This is a genomic window from Antarctobacter aquimaris (assembly GCF_900184945.1).
Lineage (GTDB): Bacteria > Pseudomonadota > Alphaproteobacteria > Rhodobacterales > Rhodobacteraceae > Maliponia > Maliponia aquimaris.
Window position 1 is genome coordinate 121118 of record NZ_FXYF01000006.1, and the last position, 18621, is coordinate 139738.

Below are 18621 nucleotides of genomic sequence, written 5' to 3' on the forward strand. Positions count from 1 at the left end.
TGTAGGCTGTGACAAACGCCGACGGTGCAGCCGCCGTCACGGCCCCGACACCATGCGGAAAACGACCATGCGCACCGGCACACAGCCCGCGGGGCTGTCCGATCCCCCCTCACCCGCGCTGCGCGACACCCTGCGGCGCGCCGTCACGGCCTACCGCCGGCAACCGCTGACGATCCGTTTCGCGCTGGTCGGGGGCCTGGTCAGCCTGCTGGGCATGGCGCTGATCGGTGCCTTTGTCGGCGAGAGGATCAAATCCGCCGTGGTGCGCAACTCGGCCATCTCGGCCGCGGTCTACATGGAAAGCTTCATCGCCCCGCTGTCGCAGGACCTCGCCGGTCAGAACCTGCTCTCCGCCGAGGCACAGGCCCGGCTGGCCGAGATGCTGGAGCGCGAGGGCGTCAAGGGCCGCATCCTGTCGATCAAGATCTGGAAGCGTGGCGGCCTGATCGCCTATGCCAGCGACCCCGCCCTGATCGGCCAGACCTTCGCCCCCACCGATGACCTCAGGGCCGCCTGGGCCGGGCAGCTGATCGCCGGCTTCGACGAGCTGGAGCATGCCGAATCCGCCTCCGAACGCGCCCTGGGGGTGCCGCTGCTGGAGGTCTACAACCCGATCCATTCGATCGGCACCGGCGAGGTGATCGCCGTGGCCGAGTTCTACCAGAACGCGACCGAGCTGCAGCAGGACCTGAAAGTCGCGCGGCTGACCTCCTGGGCGGTGGTGGCCAGCGTCGCCGGGGCGACCTTCCTTGCGCTTTACGGGATCGTCCGCGCCGGCAGCCAGACCATCGCCCGCCAGCACGGCGAATTGCGCCACCGCATCGCCGAGATCACCCGCATCTCCAACCAGAACGCGCAGTTGCGCCAGCGGGTGCAGTCCTCCTCCGAACGGGCGGCGGCGCTGAACGAGGCGCTGTTGCGGCGGGTCGGGGCGGAACTGCACGATGGCCCGGCGCAGGTGCTGGCGCTGGCCAACCTGCGGATCGGCGCGTGGAAACGCGGCTCGGGCGACGAGGAACTCGACATGATCCACCGCGCACTGGAAGAGGCGCTGTCAGACATCCGTGGCCTCGCGCGCGGGCTGGTGCTGCCGGAACTGGAAGGGCTGAGCGCCGCCGAGGCGATCCGCCGCGCCGCCGAGGCCCACGCCGAACGCACCCAGACCGAGGTGGTCCTGGACGGCATGGCCGAGGATGGCCAGCGCCCCGGCCTGCCGCACCTGATCTGCATCTACCGTTTCGTGCAGGAAGGGCTGATGAACGCCTGGCGCCACGCTGAGGGACGCGGCCAGTGCGTGGTTTGGACGACCGAGGGCGCGGACCTTGTCGTCACCGTCAGCGACGACGGCCCCGGCTTTGACCCGGACCGCGCCGAGGGCACCGGGCGCATCGGTCTCGAAGGTCTGCGCGAACGGGTGCAAAGCGTCGGCGGCTCCTTCGCTCTGCTCAGCCGCCCGGGCACCGGAACCACGCTGACCATGCGCCTGCACCTGCGGGGCGACACGGCATGACCCGGCGCATCCGCACCCTGCTGGCCGACGATCACCCGCTGTTCCGCAACGGCGTGGCCCGCACACTGGAAGAGGCGGGCGACATCGAGATCGTCGCACAATGCGGCAGCGCCGACGACGCCGTGGCCGCCACCTCAGAGCACATGCCCGATGTCGCCCTGCTGGACATCTCGATGCCGGGCAACGGCATCACCGCCGCCACCCGCATCGGCACGGAGTTTCCCGCCGTGCGGGTCATCATGCTGACCGTCTCGGAACAGGATGACACCGTCATGCGCGCGCTCGAGGCGGGCGCCTCGGGCTACGTGCTCAAGGGCGTCTCGGCCGAGGCGCTGATCGCGGCGGTGCGCGGCGTGCATGCCGGCGGCAGCTACATCTCGCCCGAACTGGCCGGGCGCGTGCTGTCGGCGATGGGCGCGGGCATGGCGCGCAACGCCCGCACCTATGACCCGGTGTCCGACCTGACGCGGCGCGAGGAACAGATCCTGCGGCTGGTCGCGCGCGGCTGTTCCAACCGCGAGATCGGCGAGGACCTGTCGCTGCAGGAGGCGACGGTCAAGCACTACATGACCAACATCCTGCAAAAGCTTCAGGTGCGGAACCGGGTCGAGGCGGCGCTGCTGGCGCGCGAGGAAGGCATGTAACCGCCGGTTTTCCGACCTTGGTCGGAAAACCCGCCAGACCTTGGAGCATGTGCCGCGCGCGGTCCCTCCGGCACAAGGAGGGACACCAGACACCGCAAAGGATGCTTCACGATGAAACGACTGATCCTGGGAACCGCCGCCGTCCTGACGCTGGCCAGCCTGCCGGCGACCGGCCTTGCCGCCTTCGGGCCCGGCACCGCGACGGATGACGCCGCCGTGACCGCCGCCCCCGCGCCGCTGCTGCTGGCGCGTGGCGGCGACGACGACAGGGATGACGATCGTGGCCGGGGCCGCGGCGGCGATGACGACGACGATGACAACCGCGGCCGCGGACGTGGCGGTGACGACGACGGCGAGGATGACCGCGGCCGTGGCCGCGGCCAGGATGACGGCCCCGACATCAGCCCGGACAACAGCCCCGACGGCACCAGCGGCCGCGACCGCCCGCGCGTCCCCGGCGGGTCGGGTTGCGACGATCCCGGCGATGTCGCCGAACACGCGGGCTGCCGCGGATGACCCTCGGGCGCCCGGGTCCGCCGACCGCGGGCGCCCCTGTCACAGGAGGAAATCCGTGGCCTGGAGGCCGGTAATCCCCGCCACGCGGATTTCGGCGTCGGTGACACCGTCCCCGTCCAGGTCGAACATCACGATGGTCGACCCGGAAGGCGTCTCGAACAGGCGCAGCTCGGGATTGCCTGACGGATCGAACGGCGCGGAGCCCCGGAATTCGAACACATCCGGGGACAGGCCGCTCACGTCGATCCGGTCCAGGCCCTGTTCAAAGTCGATGATCTGGTCGCGCGCCGCGCCGATCCCGGCATCCCCCGCCGTCGCAAAGACAAAGTGGTCGGCCTCGGCCCCGCCGGTCAGCGCATCGCTCCCGGTGCCGCCGATCAGCACGTCCATCCCGGCATTGCCGCGCAGCACGTCGACCCCCTCTCCGCCCTCCAGCGTGTCGTTTTCGCCCGACCCGATGATCGTGTCGTTGCCGCCATTGCCGGACAGCCGGTTGGCCCGCAGGTTGCCGACGATGAAATCGCCGCCGCCGCCGCCCTCGACGTTCTCGAAGTTGACGATGGTGTCGCCGCTGACCAGCGGATCGCCGGAGACGCTGTTGTTCCACAGCCGCACCGTGACGCCGCCGGCCGCCGCCGAGTAGTCCAGCGTGTCGCTGTCGCCCGGCGAGCCGTCGAGGAAATCCGCGTCGGGGCTGCCGATCAGCCAGTCGTCGCCGTATCCCCCGGTCAGGCTGTCGGCCCCGGTGCCCCCGTCCAGCGTGTCGTTGTCGGTATTGCCGTTCAGCGTATCCGCGCCCTCGCCGCCCAGGATCGAATCGTTGCCGCCGCGGCCGAACAGGGTGTTGGCCGTGGCGTTGCCGGTGAGCGTGTCATTGCCAGCGCCGCCGATGCCGTTTTCGATCACCACGCCGCTGGCAATGGTGAATCCGCCGTGGAACCCCGCCAGGTGGGACACAAAACCGCCGCCGCCCGCCGCGAACGCCAGCGTCGCGGCGCGCAGGTCGATCACCGCATCGGTGCTGCCGTCATGGCGGATGGCATCCAGCCCGGCGGTGTCCCAGATCGTCCTGTAGCTGCGGTCAAGGCTCTGCATGACATAGAAATCGTCCCCCGCCGCCGCTGTCGTATTGACCCCGTACTTGCGCTGAACGGCGATGATGTCGATCGCCGACGGGTTTTCCGGCGAACCAAAGGGAATGACCGACTCGGGCAGATTGCCCAGCGGTCCGGTGGCCCAGCCGCGATTGTAGCTCATCACCGAAAAGACCTCCTGGTTGAGGTCGTTGTCGCCGTAGTCCCCAAAAGCGGAGGTGACCCCGGGCATGACGATGGCCCCAAGGTCCGCGTCGTGCGTGTGGGTCAACCCGATCAGGTGGCCGATTTCATGGATCAGGATCAGAAAGCCGAACCCGCCTTCGTCCAGCGCCCCGGCATCCGTCCATTGCGGCACCCGGTTCGACATGAACATCTGCTGAACGCCGCCACCCGGATACCCCGCTTCGCCATAAGGCGGCGTGTCGCCGACCAGCACCTCGATATCGGCCTCGGCGCGGTTAGTCGTCTGCACGAACTGGATGTCGGCAACCGCGCTCCAGGTCGCAAAGGCCGCCATGATCCGCGCCTGTTCATAGGCGCTGGTCGCATCCGCCACACGCGAATCCACGGTTTCGCCCGCACCGGCGATATAGACCCGGATCGGGTCCGCATCGTCGATGTTCAGCGTGGTCGCCACGGTATCGCCCAGGTCGGGCAATCGCGCCGCCGCCGTGCGGAACGCCCCGCTCCAACCCTCCGGCACACCGCCCAAGCGGACCGCATCGGTCATCCAGCTCAAGGTCTGTTCGTCGCCGTATCCGCGCATGGTCTCATCGCCTCCTTCGGCCTCATCTGTCGAAGGGGGCGCCGTACCGGCGAAACGCCCGGGAACAAACCCGCAGCACATCGGATGATGCCCAGGGTCACGCGGATGCCCCCAGTCGGTCCCGCGGAGAAGGGCATGCCGAACATTTCACGGGGCGCGCGCCGCAAAGTCAACGAATTCCGCCCGGGCTGCGGGCAAGGACTCGCGCGCCCACAGGCCGTGCGCGCGGCCGGACCATGGCCCTCGACTGCCCGGACCCCATGGAAAAGGGGCCGCGCCCGCAGACGCGACCCCTCTCATTCCCGCACCCCTGTCGGCCTGAAGGACCGCGGGAAACCGCACCGCAGGGCGGGCTCAGGTCCAGCCGGCCTCGGTCAGCGCCTCGGTCAGCTCCTCGGCGGTCAAGCCGATGGGGCTGGCCTTCATCGACGAGCTGGTCGCCGAGTTCTCGGCAATCGCCCGCGCCTGTTCCGCCGACAGCCGCGCCTCCGGCAGCGGCAGACCGGCACCGCGCGCCCAGCCCGCCAGCCCGTCGATGCCGCAGCCCAGCGCCTTCAGACACCAGCCGTCGACCTCGGCCAGCCTGACGGCGGTCACGGAGCCCGGCGCCGCCCGGCGCCGCAACAGGCGCAGCACCGGCGGCAGCAGCTGGCCACAGATCGCCCCGTGCGCGGCCCCCGTTTCGCCGCCCAGCACCCCGGCCACGCCATGCACGGCCCCCAGCCCGGCGTTGGCCAGGGCGATGCCGCTCTGGCAGGCGACAAGGGACAGCGCATCCCGCGCGCCCCGGTCCTCGCCGACCTGCGCCAGCCGCGCCAGCCCAGCCAGTCCGCGCGGGATCGCGTCGCGGCACAGCGCGTCGGTAAAGGGGTTCGCGCGCGACGACAGGTAGGGCTCGATCACCTGCGTGACCGCGTCCAGCCCGCTGGCCATGGTCACATCCAGCGGCGCGCCATCGCTCAGCCCCGGGTCAATGACCGCCAGCCGCGCCATCATGCGCGGGTCGCGCAGGCTGACCTTGCGGCGGTGTTCGGGCACGCCGATCACCGCGTTGCGCGTCACTTCGGACCCGGTGCCCGCCGTTGTCGGCAGGGCGACAAAGGGCAAGGGATCGACGTGCAGCGGCAGCCCCTTTCCCACCACTTCGAGGTGCTCCAGCGGATCGGGGTCCGGCGCGGGCAGCAGTGCCGCCAGCGCCTTGCCAAAGTCCAGCGCCGCACCGCCGCCCATCGCGACGACCGCCTCAGGCCCGAAACCGCGTGCACGGGCCAGCGCGGCGGTCAGCATGTCGAGATCCGGCTCGGCGCCGCAGGTCTCGCGGTGCAGCACCGCGCCCGCCGCCTCCAGCGCCTTTGCCAGAGGCGCCGACCGGCCAGGGGACCGCCCGTGTACCAGCACGATCCGCCGCCCCAGGCCCAGGATCTCGGGCGCGCAGGCCAGCGCCTCGCCCCGGCCAAAGCGGATGCGCGCCGGCAGGATCAGGCCGAACGGCGCGATCCCGGAAACATCCAGAGGCCCGCTCATAGGTCCGGCGATACCTTCCAGTCGCGCAGCTTGTAGACCAGCCCGGGGCGCACGCGCTCCTTGGTGTCGGGCTCCTGCAAGCGGCGCTTGAAAGAATGGATCGGTGTCGCCATGTCGTCGATCCGCACCTCGACCACCGACGGCCCGTCATGGGCAAAGGCCTCGTCCAGCGCCGCGCCGATCTCGTCCGGCTTGTCGACGTAGATGCCCTTCAGCCCCAGCGCGGCGGCAGCGGCGGCATAGCCGGGCACCGCGCCCTGGGTTTCCAGGTCGACCGAGATCGTCTGGCCGAAATAGAACTTCTGCCAGAAGTTGATCCAGCCCAGCTTGCCGTTGTTGATCACCACGTTGACGATCCGCTGGTTGTAGACCGCCTGCGTCGCCAGTTCGCCGATGGTGTAGGAAAACGCGCCGTCGCCCGCCACGGTGACGATGCGCGCACCCTTGGGCATCACGGTCGCCGCCCCGATGGCGCCGGGCACCGAATAGCCCAGCCCCCCCTGCCCGCGCGCGTAGAGGAACTGCCGACCGGGTTTCTTGGCCGGGATGTAGCCGGCGATCCAGCCGGCGGCAAAGGACGCGTCCGACACCATGATGTCATCCTCGCCCAGCCGCGCCGCGATCTCGGCCATGACGCGCGGCGGCTGCACCGGGATCCTGTCCGAGGCCATCTCCTCGGCCTTGATCTGATCGCAGCTGTCCTTGACCTCCCTGATGCGCTCCATCCACTCGGGGTTCGCGTCGGAACGGTCCTCGTCCAGCGCGGCACCCAGCGCGAGGATCGTCTCGCGCACGTCGCCCAGCAAGGGCACCGTGGGGCGGAAGGTGCGGCCATGCTCCAGCGGGTCGCAGTCGATGGTGATGGTGGCCTGTTCCGGCGTCGGCATGGTCCAGTTCAGCCCGGTGTTCTGGCTCACCTTGGAGCCGCACCAGATCACCAGGTCCGCCTCGCCGATCAGCTCGATCGCCGCCAGAGACCCCAGCGGGTTCAGCACCCCGGCCGCATAGTCGCGCGTCTCCGGCACCGATCCCTTGCCCGTCAGCGAGGTCACGACAAGCCCGCCCAGCCGGTCGGCAAAGGCGGTCACGACACCCGCCGCGTCCGAGCCATGCACCCCGCCGCCGCAGACCAGCGCCGGGCGCCGGGCCTTGCGGATCAGGTCGGCGGCCTTCTGCACCTCCGTCTGCGGCGCGACGGACCGCAGGTAGGGGATGTGGACGCAGCGGTTGTCGGTGGTGGCCTTCAGCACTTCCGGGTCCCAGTCGGCGTCGAATATGTCGTGCGGGATCACCAGCGCCACGGGGCCGGGGCGCGGCGCGGTGGCGATGCGAAAGGCGGTGCGCAGCAATTCGGGCAGCGACGCCAGCGTCGGCACCTGAAAGGCGTCCTTGCAGCAGGTCTTGAAAAAGGCCACCTGGTCGAACCCCTGGCTGGCGATGCCCTTGGTCTTGAGCGACAGCCAGTCCAGCGGCACGTCACCGATGATGCCCACCATCGGCACCGAGGCGTTCAGCGCCTCGAGGAACCCCGCCGGCAGCAGGTTCGCGCCCGGCCCCACGGTGGCGTCGCAGACACCGACCTTGCCGGTGACGCGGGCATAGCCGTCGGCGGCATAGGCGGCGTTGCGTTCGTCGCGCATCAGGATGTGCCGGATCTGGTCGGGACGCCGGGCAATCGCGTCGTGCAGCGCGGTGGTCTGCCCGCCGGGCATGCCAAAGACGCATTCCACGCCGTACTCCAGCATCATCTCCACAATCAGATCGCCCGCATGAAGCCTGGTCATTGCTCTGTCCTCCTGGTCGTCGATGGCCCGCAGAGGGGCTGAAAGGGCGGGTCCGGCGGACCCTTGTCCACCTCGAAACACCCCCGACGGGTGCCTCGGGCCGCATCGCCGGAACGGACCGCCGCGCATCCGCGCACCGCGCCATTGGCGCGGGGGGCGAAGCGGTCGAAACCTGCCGGCAAGGGCGTGAATCTGTTGCCGAGTCGGGAACGGCGGATTGCGCCGCCGTTCCCTGTGGCCGGGTGCGGGAGGAAGGGGAGTGCGCTCCCCCCCGCGGGCCCGGTCACTGGTTCCAGGACTTGATCAGCTCGTCATAGGCGACGGTGATCGGGGTCTCTTCCTCGTCGGCCAGCTTGGCCTTGGGCGAACCGGGCTGGCTGAGCCAGTATTCCGGGTCCTGCTCCTCGTTCAGCTTGGGACCGATGTCGCCCATGATGCCGGCGCGCTCGAGACGCTCCAGCACCCGCTCCTGTTCGGCGCAGAGCGCATCCAGCGCTTCCTGCGGGGTCTTGTCCCCGGACAGGGCGTCACCGATGTTCTGCCACCACAGCTGCGCCAGCTTGGGATAGTCAGGCACGTTCGTCCCGGTCGGCGACCAGCGGACGCGGGCCGGCGAGCGGTAGAACTCGATCAGGCCACCCAGACGGGGCGCGCGATCGGTGAAGTGCTGGCTGTCGATGGTCGACTCGCGGATGAAGGTCAGGCCGACGTCGGACTTCTTCAGGTCCACGGTCTTGGAGACCACGAACTGCGCGTAGAGCCAGGCGGCCTTGGCGCGATCCTCGGGGGTCGACTTCATCAGCGTCCAGGACCCGGCGTCCTGGTAGCCGATCTTGGTGCCTTCTTCCCAGTAGACGCCATGCGGCGAGGGGGCCATGCGCCACTTCGGCGTGCCGTCCTCGTTCATGACCGGCAGACCGGGCTCCACCATCGACGCGGTGAAGGCGGTGTACCAGAACATCTGCTGGGCCACGGTGCCCTGCGCCGGCAGCGCGCCGGCCTCGGCAAAGTTCATGCCGGCCGCGGCCGGGGGCGCGTATTTGGTCAGCCACTCCTTGGCCTTGCGGATCGCATAGACCGCCGCGGGCGAGTTGGTGGCGCCGCCGCGCGCGACGCAGGAGCCGACAGGCTGGCTCTGCTCGTTCACGCGGATGCCCCATTCGTCGACCGGCAGGCCGTTCGGCTCACCCTTGTCCCCCATGCCGGCCATCGACATCCACGCGTCGGTGTAGCGCCAGCCCAGGCTCGGGTCCTTCTTGCCGTAGTCCATGTTGCCAAAGACCTCGGTCGGGCCACCGGCATAGGACATGTCGCGTCCGGTAAAGAACTCGGCGATGTCCTCGTAGGCCGACCAGTTGACCGGCACGCCGAGGTCGTAGCCATAGGCGGCCTTGAAGTCGGCCTTGGTCTTTTCGTCGTTGAACCAGTCGTAGCGGAACCAGTAGAGGTTCGCGAACTGCTGGTCGGGCAGCTGGTACAGCTTGCCGTCCGGCCCGGTGGTAAAGGACGTGCCGATGAAGTCGTCCAGGTCGAGCGTCGGCAGCGTCACGTCCGCGCCTTCGCCGGCCATCCAGTCGGTCAGGTTGCGGGCCTGCTGATAGCGCCAGTGGGTGCCGATCAGGTCGCTGTCGTTGATGTAGGCGTCATAGATGTTCTCGCCCGACTGCATCTGCGTCTGCAGCCGCTCCACCACGTCGCCTTCGCCGATCAGGTCATGCGTGACCTTGATGCCGGTGATGGCGGTAAAGGCCGGGGCCAGCACCTGGCTTTCGTATTCATGCGTGGTGATCGTCTCGGAGACCACCTTGATCTCCATGCCGGCAAACGGCGCCGCGGCATCGACAAAGAACTGCATCTCGGCTTCCTGCTCGGCGCGGCTGAGCACGGACAGATCGCCGATCTCGCTGTCGAGAAACGCGCGAGCGGCCTCCATGTCGGCAAAGGCTGGCGCAGCTAGCGCAAGCGACAATGCCGCCGTTGTGGATAATAGTCGTTTCATTCTGGTCTTCCTCCCTTTGGTGTGGATTCTCAGTATTTTGCAGGCGCCCGCGTCGTCGCGGTAATTCGGTGGCGGGCGTGTGCCTCGGGTAAACTCGGTGCGGTCTCGGGGCGGCTTTCGGGGCGCGTGTCATGCCTTCCAGAAGACCAGGACAGCCCAGGCGGCACAGACCGCCATGGCCCAGGGTTGCGGCCCGGCCTCCAGCCCCAGCCAGGCCAGGTTGATGAAGGCCGATCCCAGCAGGGTGATGAACAGCCGGTCGCCGCGCGTCGTCTCGATCCCCAGGATGCCGACGCGCGGTGTCTCGGGAAAGCGGATCGCCAGCAGGGTAAAGATCACCAGCACCGTGCCGATGCTCCAGAAGAACAGCGCGACGGGAAAGGACCATGCCATCCAGCCGCCCTTGGACATCTGGTCGGTCCACTTGAAATCGGTGCCGTCGTGCGGCACCGACAGGATCAGCGCCGCCAGGATCGACAGCAGGATCAGCGCGGTGACGGCGTAGACGATGGTCCAGCGGGACTTGGTCATGGTGACGTCACTCCCCGGTCATAGGGTTGCAAGGGGGCAGGCAAAGGTCGCGCATCACACCCTCCCCAGGGCAAAGCCCTTGGCGATGTAGTTGCGCACGAACCAGATCACCAGCGCGCCGGGCACGATGGTCAGCACCCCGGCCGCCGCCAGCACGCCATAGTCGAGGCCCGTGGCCGAGGAGGTCCGCGTCATCGCCACGCCGATGGTCTTGACCGCGGTCGAGGTCAGCGTGCGGCTCAGCAGCAGGTCCACCCAGGAGAACATGAAGCAGAAGAAGGCCGCGACGCCGATGCCGGACGAGATCAGCGGCATGAAGATGCGGACAAAGAACCGCCCCCAGCTGTAGCCGTCGATATAGGCCGTCTCGTCGATCTCCTTGGGCACGCCGCGCATGAAGCCTTCGAGGATCCAGACCGCCAGCGGCACGTTGAACAGGCAATGCGCCAGCGCCACGGCGATGTGCGTGTCGAACAGCCCGATCGACGAATACAGCTGGAAGAACGGCAGCGCGAACACCGCCGGCGGCGCCATCCGGTTGGTCAGCAGCCAGAAGAACAGGTGCTTGTCGCCGATAAAGCTGTAGCGCGAAAAGGCATAGGCCGCCGGCAGCGCCACCGTGACGCTGATCACCGTGTTCATCAGCACGTAGATCAGCGAGTTGACATAGCCCATGTACCAGGTCGGGTCGGTCAGGATGACCGAGTAGTTGGCCAGCGTCGGGTTGTTCGGCACCAGCGAGAACGAACTCAGGATCTCGACGTTCGGCTTGAAGCTCATGTTCATCAGCCAGTAGATCGGCACCAGCAGGAACAGCAGGTAGCCGATCAGCACCGCGTAGGACACCGCCCGGCGCAGGCCCGCCCTTTCGCCCGCCATGGCAGGGGTTTGTCCGTTGCTGCTCATTCCGAACGCTCCTCACGGTCGAGGTTCACCATGATCGTGTAGAAGGCCCAGCTGACCAGCAGGATCACGAGGAAATACATGATCGAGAAGGCGGCGGCAGGGCCGAGGTCGAACTGTCCCAGCGCCATCTTGACCAGGTCGATCGACAGGAAGGTGGTGGCCGATCCCGGCCCGCCGCCGGTGACGACAAACGGCTCGGTGTAGATCATGAAACTGTCCATGAAGCGCAACAGGATCGCGATCAGCAGCACGCCCTTCAGCTTGGGCAGTTCGACGTAGCGGAACACGGCAAAGCGGCTGGCCTGGTCGATCTTGGCGGCCTGGTAATAGGCGTCGGGGATGGATTGCAGCCCGGCATAGGCCAGCAGCACCACCAGCGAGGTCCAGTGCCAGACGTCCATCATGATGACCGTGACCCAGGCCGCGGTCGAGTTCTGGCCCAGGTTGAAGTCGATCCCCAGCGCGCCCAGCGTGGCGCCCAGAAGGCCGATGTCGATGCGGGCAAAGACCTGCCAGATGGTGCCGACCACGTTCCACGGGATCAGCAGCGGCAGCGCCATCAGCACCAGGCACAGCGACGCCCCCAGCCCCTTTTTCGGCATCGCCAGCGCCACCGCGATGCCCAGCGGCACCTGGATCGCCAGGATCACCGAGGAAAAGATCAGCTGCCGTTGCAACGCCGACCACATCCGGTCCGACGACAGCACCTCCTCGAACCACTCGATGCCGACCCAGAAGAAGATGTTGTTGCCGAAGGTGTCGTTGAAGGCGTAGTTCACCACCGTCATCAGCGGGATGATCGCCGAAAAGGCCACCAGCAGCAGCACCGGCAGGACCATGAACCAGGCGCGGTTGTTCTGTGTCTTGTCCATCAGGCGTTTCCTCCCTCGACCGGTTCCAGCCGCCAGTCGTCGACAAAGACCCCGACCTGCTCGGGGGCAAAGACCACCCGGCTGGCGTCCGCCGGCACGGGCATGCCTTCGGGCAGCACCACGTTGATCGGGGTGCCGGCCAGCTCGGCCCGCACGATGCGGTGGCGGCCCACGTCCTCGACCCGGTTCACCGTGACCGGCAGCCCGCCCGCGTCGGCAAAGCTGACGTATTCCGGGCGGATGCCGATCTGCACCCGGCCCTTGGGCGCGCCATAGCCATGGCCCAGCGGCACGGACTGCCCCGCCACCGTCGCGGTATCGCCCTGCACCTCCGCCTCCAGCAGGTTCATGCCGGGCGAGCCGATGAAATAGCCCACGAACGTATGGCCCGGCCGCTGGAACAGCTCATCCGGCGTGCCCAGCTGCACCACGCGGCCGTCGTGCATCACCACCACCTTGTCGGCAAAGGTCAGCGCCTCGGTCTGGTCGTGGGTGACGTAGATCATGGTGTGGCCGAACTGCCGGTGCAGCTGTTTCAGCTGGGTGCGCAGTTCCCACTTCATGTGCGGGTCGATCACCGTCAGCGGCTCGTCGAACAGGATCGCGTTGACATCCTCGCGCACCATGCCCCGGCCCAGCGAAATCTTCTGCTTCTCGTCGGCGGTCAGCCCGCGCGCCTTGCGCTTCAGCTGGTCCTCCATGCCGATCATCCTGGCGATCTGCTGCACCCGGTCGGCGATGTAGCTGGCCGGCATCCTGCGGTTGCGCAGCGGAAAGGCCAGGTTGTCGTGCACCGTCATGGTGTCGTAGACCACCGGGAACTGGAACACCTGCGCGATGTTGCGTTCGGTCGTGGGGGCGGCGGTCATGTCGGCGCCGTCGAACAGGATCTTGCCCCGCGTCGGCACCAGCAGCCCGGAAATGATGTTCAGCAGCGTGGACTTGCCGCAGCCCGAGGCCCCCAGCAGCGCATAGGCGCCGCCGTCGTCCCAGGTCAGGTTGATCGTCTTCAGCGCAAAATCGTCCTCGCCGCCGGGCCGGGGCAGGTAGCTGTGCGCGAGATCGGTGAGGTCTATGCGGGCCATGGGTGCCTCATGCTGCGACGGCATAGGCGGCGGGCAGCGCCAGCCGGCCGTCGGTGTCGAAGAGGTAGACATGCGCCGGGTCCAGCCAGAGGCTGACCGCGCTGCCCGGAGCGAAGTTGTGCACGCCGTGGATCAGCGCGACCCATTTGTCGCCGCCATGGCTGAGATGCAGAAAGGTCTCCGACCCGGTGATCTCGGCGATGCCCACGCTGCACTTGAACTCCACCGCGGCACCGGAATGGGCGTCCAGCCGCAGGTGGTTGGGCCGGAATCCGGCGCGGTAGGCCCCGTCCGCCAGCGTGGCAAAGCCGCCGTCCGCCGGGGCGTGGTTGCCCTGGCCGAATGTCAGCGCATGGCCGGACTTGCGGCAATCGGTAAAGTTCATCGGCGGATCGGAATAGACCCGCGCCGTGATGGCGTCCGCCGGGTGGCGGTAGACGTCCGGAGCGGCACCGAACTGGGTGATGCGGCCCTCCCACAGGGTCGCCGTGTTGCCGCCCAGCAGCAGCGCCTCCTCGGGTTCGGTCGTGGCATAGACAAAGATCGCGCCGCTTTCGTGAAAGATGCGCGGGATCTCGGCGCGCAGCTCCTCGCGCAGCTTGTAGTCCAGGTTGGCCAGCGGTTCGTCCAGCAGCACCAGGTCGCTGCCCTTGACCAGCGCGCGCGCCAGCGCGCAGCGCTGCTGCTGGCCGCCGGACAGTTCCAGCGGCTTGCGCGACAGCATCGGCGTCAGGCGCAGCATCTCGGCGGTGGCGCGCACGGCCGCGTCGATCTCGGCCCGGCTCTTGCCCATCAGCTTCAGCGGCGAGGCGATGTTGTCATAGACCGTCATCGACGGGTAGTTGATGAACTGCTGGTAGACCATGGCGACCTTGCGGTCCTGCACCCGCATGCCGGTCACGTCCTTGCCATGCGCCAGGATGCGGCCCTCGGTCGGCGCATCCAGCCCCGCCATCAGCCGCATCAGCGATGTCTTGCCCGACAGCGTCGGCCCCAGGAGCACGTTCATGGTGCCCGGCTCCAGCGTCAGGTCGGTCGGCTGGATATGCACCTTGCCCCGGACAGAGCGTGACACGCCGCGAAGTTCAAGCATGGGCCGTCTCCCTCTGGGCGGGCGCGGCCGCCGGTTGTGTCGCCAGCATCGCCCCCGCCATGGCGTCGCGCAGCGCACAGTAGCGCGGATACTTGGCCAGGTGCACCGCGCCCCGGTCTGCGTTGACCTCGTGGCGGCGGGCGATGCCCGCCATGCCCTGGATCGCCGCGTCGAGCGACGCATAGGCCCCCGCCCCGGTCGCCGCGCACATCGCGGTGCCCAGCGCGCCGAACTCGGACCCCGCGGGCACCTCCACCGGCAGGCCCAGGATATCGGCGAACATCTCGGACCAGCAGGCGCTGTTAGAGGCACCGCCGGTCATCCGGATCACCTGCGGCGTCGCGGCGTCCGGCCCGGTCAGCGCCTTGTCGATGTCGGCCTTGTGGGCAAAGACGATGCCTTCGAACACCGCCAGCATGGCCTTTTCGAAACTGGTCCGCGCGGTCATGCCCACCAGCCCGGCAGGCGCGCCCTCGGGACCGCCAAAGAGGTAGGGAAAGAACATCGCGTTGGTGTGCTGGCCCATCACGCTTTGGACGGCGGCGTTCACCGTGTCGTAGATGGTGCCGCCGGTCTCCAGCGCGCCGCCGTGCTGGAGCAGCGTCTTGACCACCCATTCCAGGTTCGACGCCGAGGTCGCCGAACCCTGCACCGACAGCCAGCCGCCCAGCGGATAGGCGAATTGCAGCATCGGCATGGCGTCGGTCTTGGGCCTGTCCTGGTGCAGCGTCGACGCGATCGAGAAGGTCCCCGCCACCACGCTCATCTGCTCGGGCCGCGTCACCATCGACGCCATGGCCGAGGCCGACATGTCGACCGTGCCGCGCACCACCGGCGTCCCCTGCCTGAGCCCGGTCAGCGCCGCGGCCTCGGCGGTGACATGGCCGGCAATCTCGTCCGACCGGCCCAGTTCGGGCAGCATCGGCAGCCAGGCCTGCATTCCCAGGATGCGCAGCGTCTCTTCGGAATAGCGCCCGGCCGACACGTCCAGCAGCCCGGAACTGCCCGCATCGGTGAAATCGGTCGACAGATCCCCGCACAGGCGACCGCGCAGGAAGTCCTTGCAGAACGCCACCCGGTGCGTCCGCTCCAGCACCTCCGGTTCATGCCGCTGCACCCAGCCCAGCAGCGCCAGGCTCATGCCCGGCCAGACCGATTGCTGGATCAGCGGCGCGATTTCGGCGGCATGGCCGTCGCCCTCCCACTCGGCCAGCAGCCCCATCGTTCGCCCATCGGTAGAAACGATGCCGGGGCGGACCGGGTTGCCCGCGCGGTCCAGCAGGTACAATCCGCTGCCATAGCCCGACACGCTGATCGCCAGCACATCGGCCGGATCGGCGCCGCTCTCGGCCAGCACCTGGGCGATCGCCTGCGCCGCCGCGCGCCACATCGCGTCGGGGTCACGCTCGGTCCAGCCAAGCTGCGGAAAGGTGGTGACGTTGCGGCTCCGGGCACAGGCCAGCTCGCGCCCGGCAAGGTCAAAGAGCGCAGCCTTCGTCATCGTGCCACCGGCATCGATGCCGATCACGCAATCACCCATGATCTCCTCCCTGCGGCCGGTTAAAAGGGCATCCGACTCGCAACTTGTTATTATGAGTTGAGCCTACGGTAGCGCCCTCACAAGTCAAGCTTCGAACATATCTGCGTTTTTGAGTATGATTTTGCCGCATTGCAGCATTTACGCGGATTGCTGCACCGCAGCTTGTAATGACAACTCAATCGGATCAAGTTACACCTGCGACTCGCTGAAACCGCATCAGGGAGACCACGGGCGCATGCGCAGCCGAGCCGAACTCATGGACCGGATCCGTTCCGGTCAGGTGCCCCGGATCCTGATCGTCGGTGGCGGCATCAATGGCGTGGGCACCTTCCGCGATCTTGCCGCCCAAGGGGTTGCCGCCCTGCTGGTCGATGCCGGGGACCTGTCCTCGGGCACCAGCGCCGCGCCCTCGCGGCTGATCCACGGCGGGCTGCGCTACCTCGAGACGGGCGAGACCGCGCTGGTCCGCGAGTCGCTGATCGAGCGCAACCTATTGTTGAAGAACGCCCGCCACGTCGTGCACCCCCTGCCGGTCTGGATTCCGCTGCGCAGCTGGTTCGGCGGTGCGGCATCGGCGGCGCTGCGCTTCTTCCGGCTGAAAAAGACGCCGGGCCGCAAGGGCGCGATCCCGGTCGAGATCGGGCTCTGGGCCTATGACCTCTTCGGCCGCCTGCACCGCACCATGCCCACCCACCGGCTGATGTCGGCCAGCCGCGCCCGGCGCGAGATGCCGGCGCTGGCCCCGGACGTGCGCGCGGTGGCGGAATTCTACGACGCCCGCATCAGCCACCCCGAACGGCTGGTGCTGGAACTGGCCGCCGACGCCGAAGCCGACTGCCCCGAAGCGATGGCCGTGCCCTATCTCGCCGCCGGCGCGCAGCGGGACGGCGCGATCACCCTGCACGACCGGCTGACCGGCGACACCCTCACCGTCCGCCCCAGCGTCGTGATCAACGCCTCCGGCGCCTGGGTCGACAAGGTGCAGGCCGGCCTCGGTTTCCAGGGCCGGCTGATGGGCGGCACGCGCGGCACCCACATGGTGATGCGCAACCCGCAGCTGTCGGCCGACCTGGGCGGGCGGATGCTGTACTTTGAAACGCACGACTTCCGCGCCTGTCTCGCCCTGCCGCTGGACGCCGACCACGTCTATGTCGGCACCACCGACATCCGCACCGACGACCCCGACGACCGCCGCTATACCGAGGCCGAGATCGACTACATCTTCGACGTGCTCCGCCCGGTGCTGCCGGGGGTGGACTGGCGGCGCGAGGACATCGTCTTTGTCATGGCCGGCATCCGCCCCCTGCCCTACCAGGATGACAAGGTCGCCGCCACCGGCGCGATCAGCCGCGACCACCGGATCGACCGCTTTGACCCCACGCCGGAGCGCCCCTTTCAGACCTTCACGCTGGTCGGCGGCAAGTGGACCACCTACCGCGCCTTTGCCGAACAGGCGACCGATGCCGTTCTGAAACACATCGGCGCCCAGCGCCGCACCGGCACCGACAGCCTGCCCATCGGCGGCACCCGCGGCCTGCCCGAACGCGGCGCCGCGACCCAGGCCTGGATAAGGGACATGGCGCAGGAAACCGGCCTGCCACTCGACCGCTGCGCGAAACTGGCCGAACGCTACGGCAGCGCCGCCCGCCGCTACGCTTTGGCCGAGGCGCGCGACAATCGCCATTTCGACACCCTGACCGATTACACCCCGGCCGAAATCGCGCTGATCTGCCAGGACGAACGGGTGTGCAGGCTCGAGGACATCGTCCTGCGCCGCACCCTGCTGGCCTTCGAAGGCCGCACCCGCCGCGCCGAACTGCAAGAACTGGCCGACCTCGCCGCCGCCGTCCTGGGCTGGGACGCCGGGGAACGGGACCGCCAGCTTGGCGACCTCGTCGCGCTGCTGCGCGACCGTCACAAGGTGGAGGTGGCATGAAGGAACCCGCCGCCTACCCCGAACTGGCCTACCGGATCGACAGGGACTCCGCGGCGCCGCTCTGGCTCCAGGTGAAACAGGCGCTGACCGCCACCATCCATGACCAGAGCATGCAGGAACAGGACAAGCTGCCCTCCGAATCCGAGCTCTGCCGCCATTTCGACGTCTCGCGCACCGTGATCCGCGAGGCGCTGGCGCAGATGGTGAACGAAGGGCTGATCTACCGCCTCCAGGGCAAGGGCGCCTTTGTCCGCGGCCGGCGCGAGGAACAGAGCTTTGCCGGCTCCACCGTCGGCTTCAGCGGCGAACTGGAGGAAAAGCGCCATTCCGTCACCCGCGTGATCCTGCGCCAGGAGGTCATCCTGCCGACCCCGCGCATGCAGCGCTTTCTCCAGGTCGGCCGCGACGAGGAAGTCGTCGCCATCGACCGGGTGATGAAGGTCGACGGCATCCCCCGCGCCATCGTCCGCTGGGCGATGCTGGCGCGGGTCGTGCCCGGGCTCGAGGCGCTCAACATCCAGAACCGCTCGCTCTACGACACGATCTCGCGGCAGTACGGCATCCGGCTGGTGCGCGCCGAACGCTGGATCGAGGCGGTGGCGCTCAGCGCCGGTGACGCGGCCCTGCTCGGCGTCGCCGAACGCACCGCCGCCCTGCGGATCGAATCCGTCGGCGCCAGCGCCTCGACCCAGACCATCGAGTATTACACCGCGCATTACCTGACCGACCGTTCGCGCCTGCGCTTTGTGATCTCCGCCACCGGCTGACGCCATTGACAGACTCCAGTTTGAAAAATAAACCGGGTGTGAAAAATATTC

General features: G+C 68.3%; 15 protein-coding genes. 5 read left to right on the forward strand and 10 right to left on the reverse strand.

The genetic code is table 11. From position 1 onward, the window contains the following. Positions 1–67: 67 nt before the first annotated feature. From MAA8898_RS12300 to MAA8898_RS12310, 3 genes are all read left to right on the forward strand, one after another. Entirely contained in the window at positions 68–1510 is a 1443-nt protein-coding gene (locus MAA8898_RS12300) for a sensor histidine kinase (RefSeq protein ID WP_176445144.1), read from the forward strand. Next, the gene (locus MAA8898_RS12305) at positions 1507–2154 is read left to right on the forward strand and encodes a response regulator (protein ID WP_094021324.1); all 648 of its coding nucleotides are present in this window, start codon (positions 1507–1509) and stop codon (positions 2152–2154) included. The genes MAA8898_RS12300 and MAA8898_RS12305 overlap by 4 nt, the downstream gene beginning before the upstream one ends. Positions 2155–2265: 111 nt before the next feature. Further along, positions 2266–2670 carry a hypothetical protein gene (locus MAA8898_RS12310; protein ID WP_094021325.1) on the forward strand — a complete coding sequence of 135 codons (405 nt, stop codon included), beginning with the start codon at positions 2266–2268 and terminating at the stop codon, positions 2668–2670. A gap of 39 nt (positions 2671–2709) precedes the next feature. On the opposite strand, the gene MAA8898_RS12315 is transcribed toward MAA8898_RS12310, so the two are convergent. The 10 genes from MAA8898_RS12315 to MAA8898_RS12360 all read right to left on the reverse strand — a co-directional run bounded on the left by MAA8898_RS12315 (position 2710) and on the right by MAA8898_RS12360 (position 15867). Next, the gene (locus MAA8898_RS12315) at positions 2710–4533 is read right to left on the reverse strand and encodes a M10 family metallopeptidase C-terminal domain-containing protein (protein WP_176445145.1); all 1824 of its coding nucleotides are present in this window, start codon (positions 4531–4533) and stop codon (positions 2710–2712) included. Between the two features lie 354 nt (positions 4534–4887). Next, positions 4888–6030, reverse strand: a complete 1143-nt coding sequence (locus tag MAA8898_RS12320; RefSeq protein WP_094021511.1) for an iron-containing alcohol dehydrogenase — start codon at positions 6028–6030, stop codon at positions 4888–4890. A gap of 23 nt (positions 6031–6053) precedes the next feature. Then, entirely contained in the window at positions 6054–7841 is a 1788-nt protein-coding gene (locus tag MAA8898_RS12325) for a thiamine pyrophosphate-binding protein (RefSeq protein WP_094021327.1), read from the reverse strand. A gap of 283 nt (positions 7842–8124) precedes the next feature. Beyond that, positions 8125–9840, reverse strand: a complete 1716-nt coding sequence (locus MAA8898_RS12330) for an ABC transporter substrate-binding protein (protein ID WP_094021328.1) — start codon at positions 9838–9840, stop codon at positions 8125–8127. 129 nt (positions 9841–9969) lie between these two features. Further along, a complete protein-coding gene (locus MAA8898_RS12335; RefSeq protein WP_094021329.1) occupies positions 9970–10371 on the reverse strand; it encodes a DUF2160 domain-containing protein in 402 nt (133 codons plus the stop codon). Positions 10372–10425: 54 nt separating this feature from the next. After that, the gene (locus tag MAA8898_RS12340) at positions 10426–11250 is read right to left on the reverse strand and encodes a carbohydrate ABC transporter permease (RefSeq protein WP_094021330.1); all 825 of its coding nucleotides are present in this window, start codon (positions 11248–11250) and stop codon (positions 10426–10428) included. Positions 11251–11273: 23 nt separating this feature from the next. Further along, positions 11274–12149: a carbohydrate ABC transporter permease gene (locus MAA8898_RS12345; protein ID WP_094021331.1), complete on the reverse strand. Its 876-nt coding sequence runs from the start codon at positions 12147–12149 to the stop codon at positions 11274–11276. Beyond that, positions 12149–13234, reverse strand: a complete 1086-nt coding sequence (locus tag MAA8898_RS12350; RefSeq protein ID WP_094021332.1) for an ABC transporter ATP-binding protein — start codon at positions 13232–13234, stop codon at positions 12149–12151. Before MAA8898_RS12350 ends, MAA8898_RS12345 begins: the two co-directional genes overlap by 1 nt. 7 nt (positions 13235–13241) lie before the next feature. Further along, a complete protein-coding gene (locus MAA8898_RS12355) occupies positions 13242–14327 on the reverse strand; it encodes an ABC transporter ATP-binding protein (RefSeq protein ID WP_094021333.1) in 1086 nt (361 codons plus the stop codon). Then, positions 14320–15867 (reverse strand): FGGY-family carbohydrate kinase, encoded by a 1548-nt coding sequence (locus MAA8898_RS12360; RefSeq protein WP_094021334.1) that lies wholly within the window; start codon positions 15865–15867, stop codon positions 14320–14322. Before MAA8898_RS12360 ends, MAA8898_RS12355 begins: the two co-directional genes overlap by 8 nt. Before the next feature lie 235 nt (positions 15868–16102). Between MAA8898_RS12360 and MAA8898_RS12365 the strand changes: the two genes are divergently transcribed. Continuing rightward, the gene (locus MAA8898_RS12365; RefSeq protein WP_094021335.1) at positions 16103–17803 is read left to right on the forward strand and encodes a glycerol-3-phosphate dehydrogenase/oxidase; all 1701 of its coding nucleotides are present in this window, start codon (positions 16103–16105) and stop codon (positions 17801–17803) included. Continuing rightward, complete coding sequence (locus MAA8898_RS12370) at positions 17800–18570, forward strand: GntR family transcriptional regulator (protein WP_094021336.1); 771 nt, start codon at positions 17800–17802, stop codon at positions 18568–18570. Before MAA8898_RS12365 ends, MAA8898_RS12370 begins: the two co-directional genes overlap by 4 nt. Positions 18571–18621: the final 51 nt, after the last annotated feature.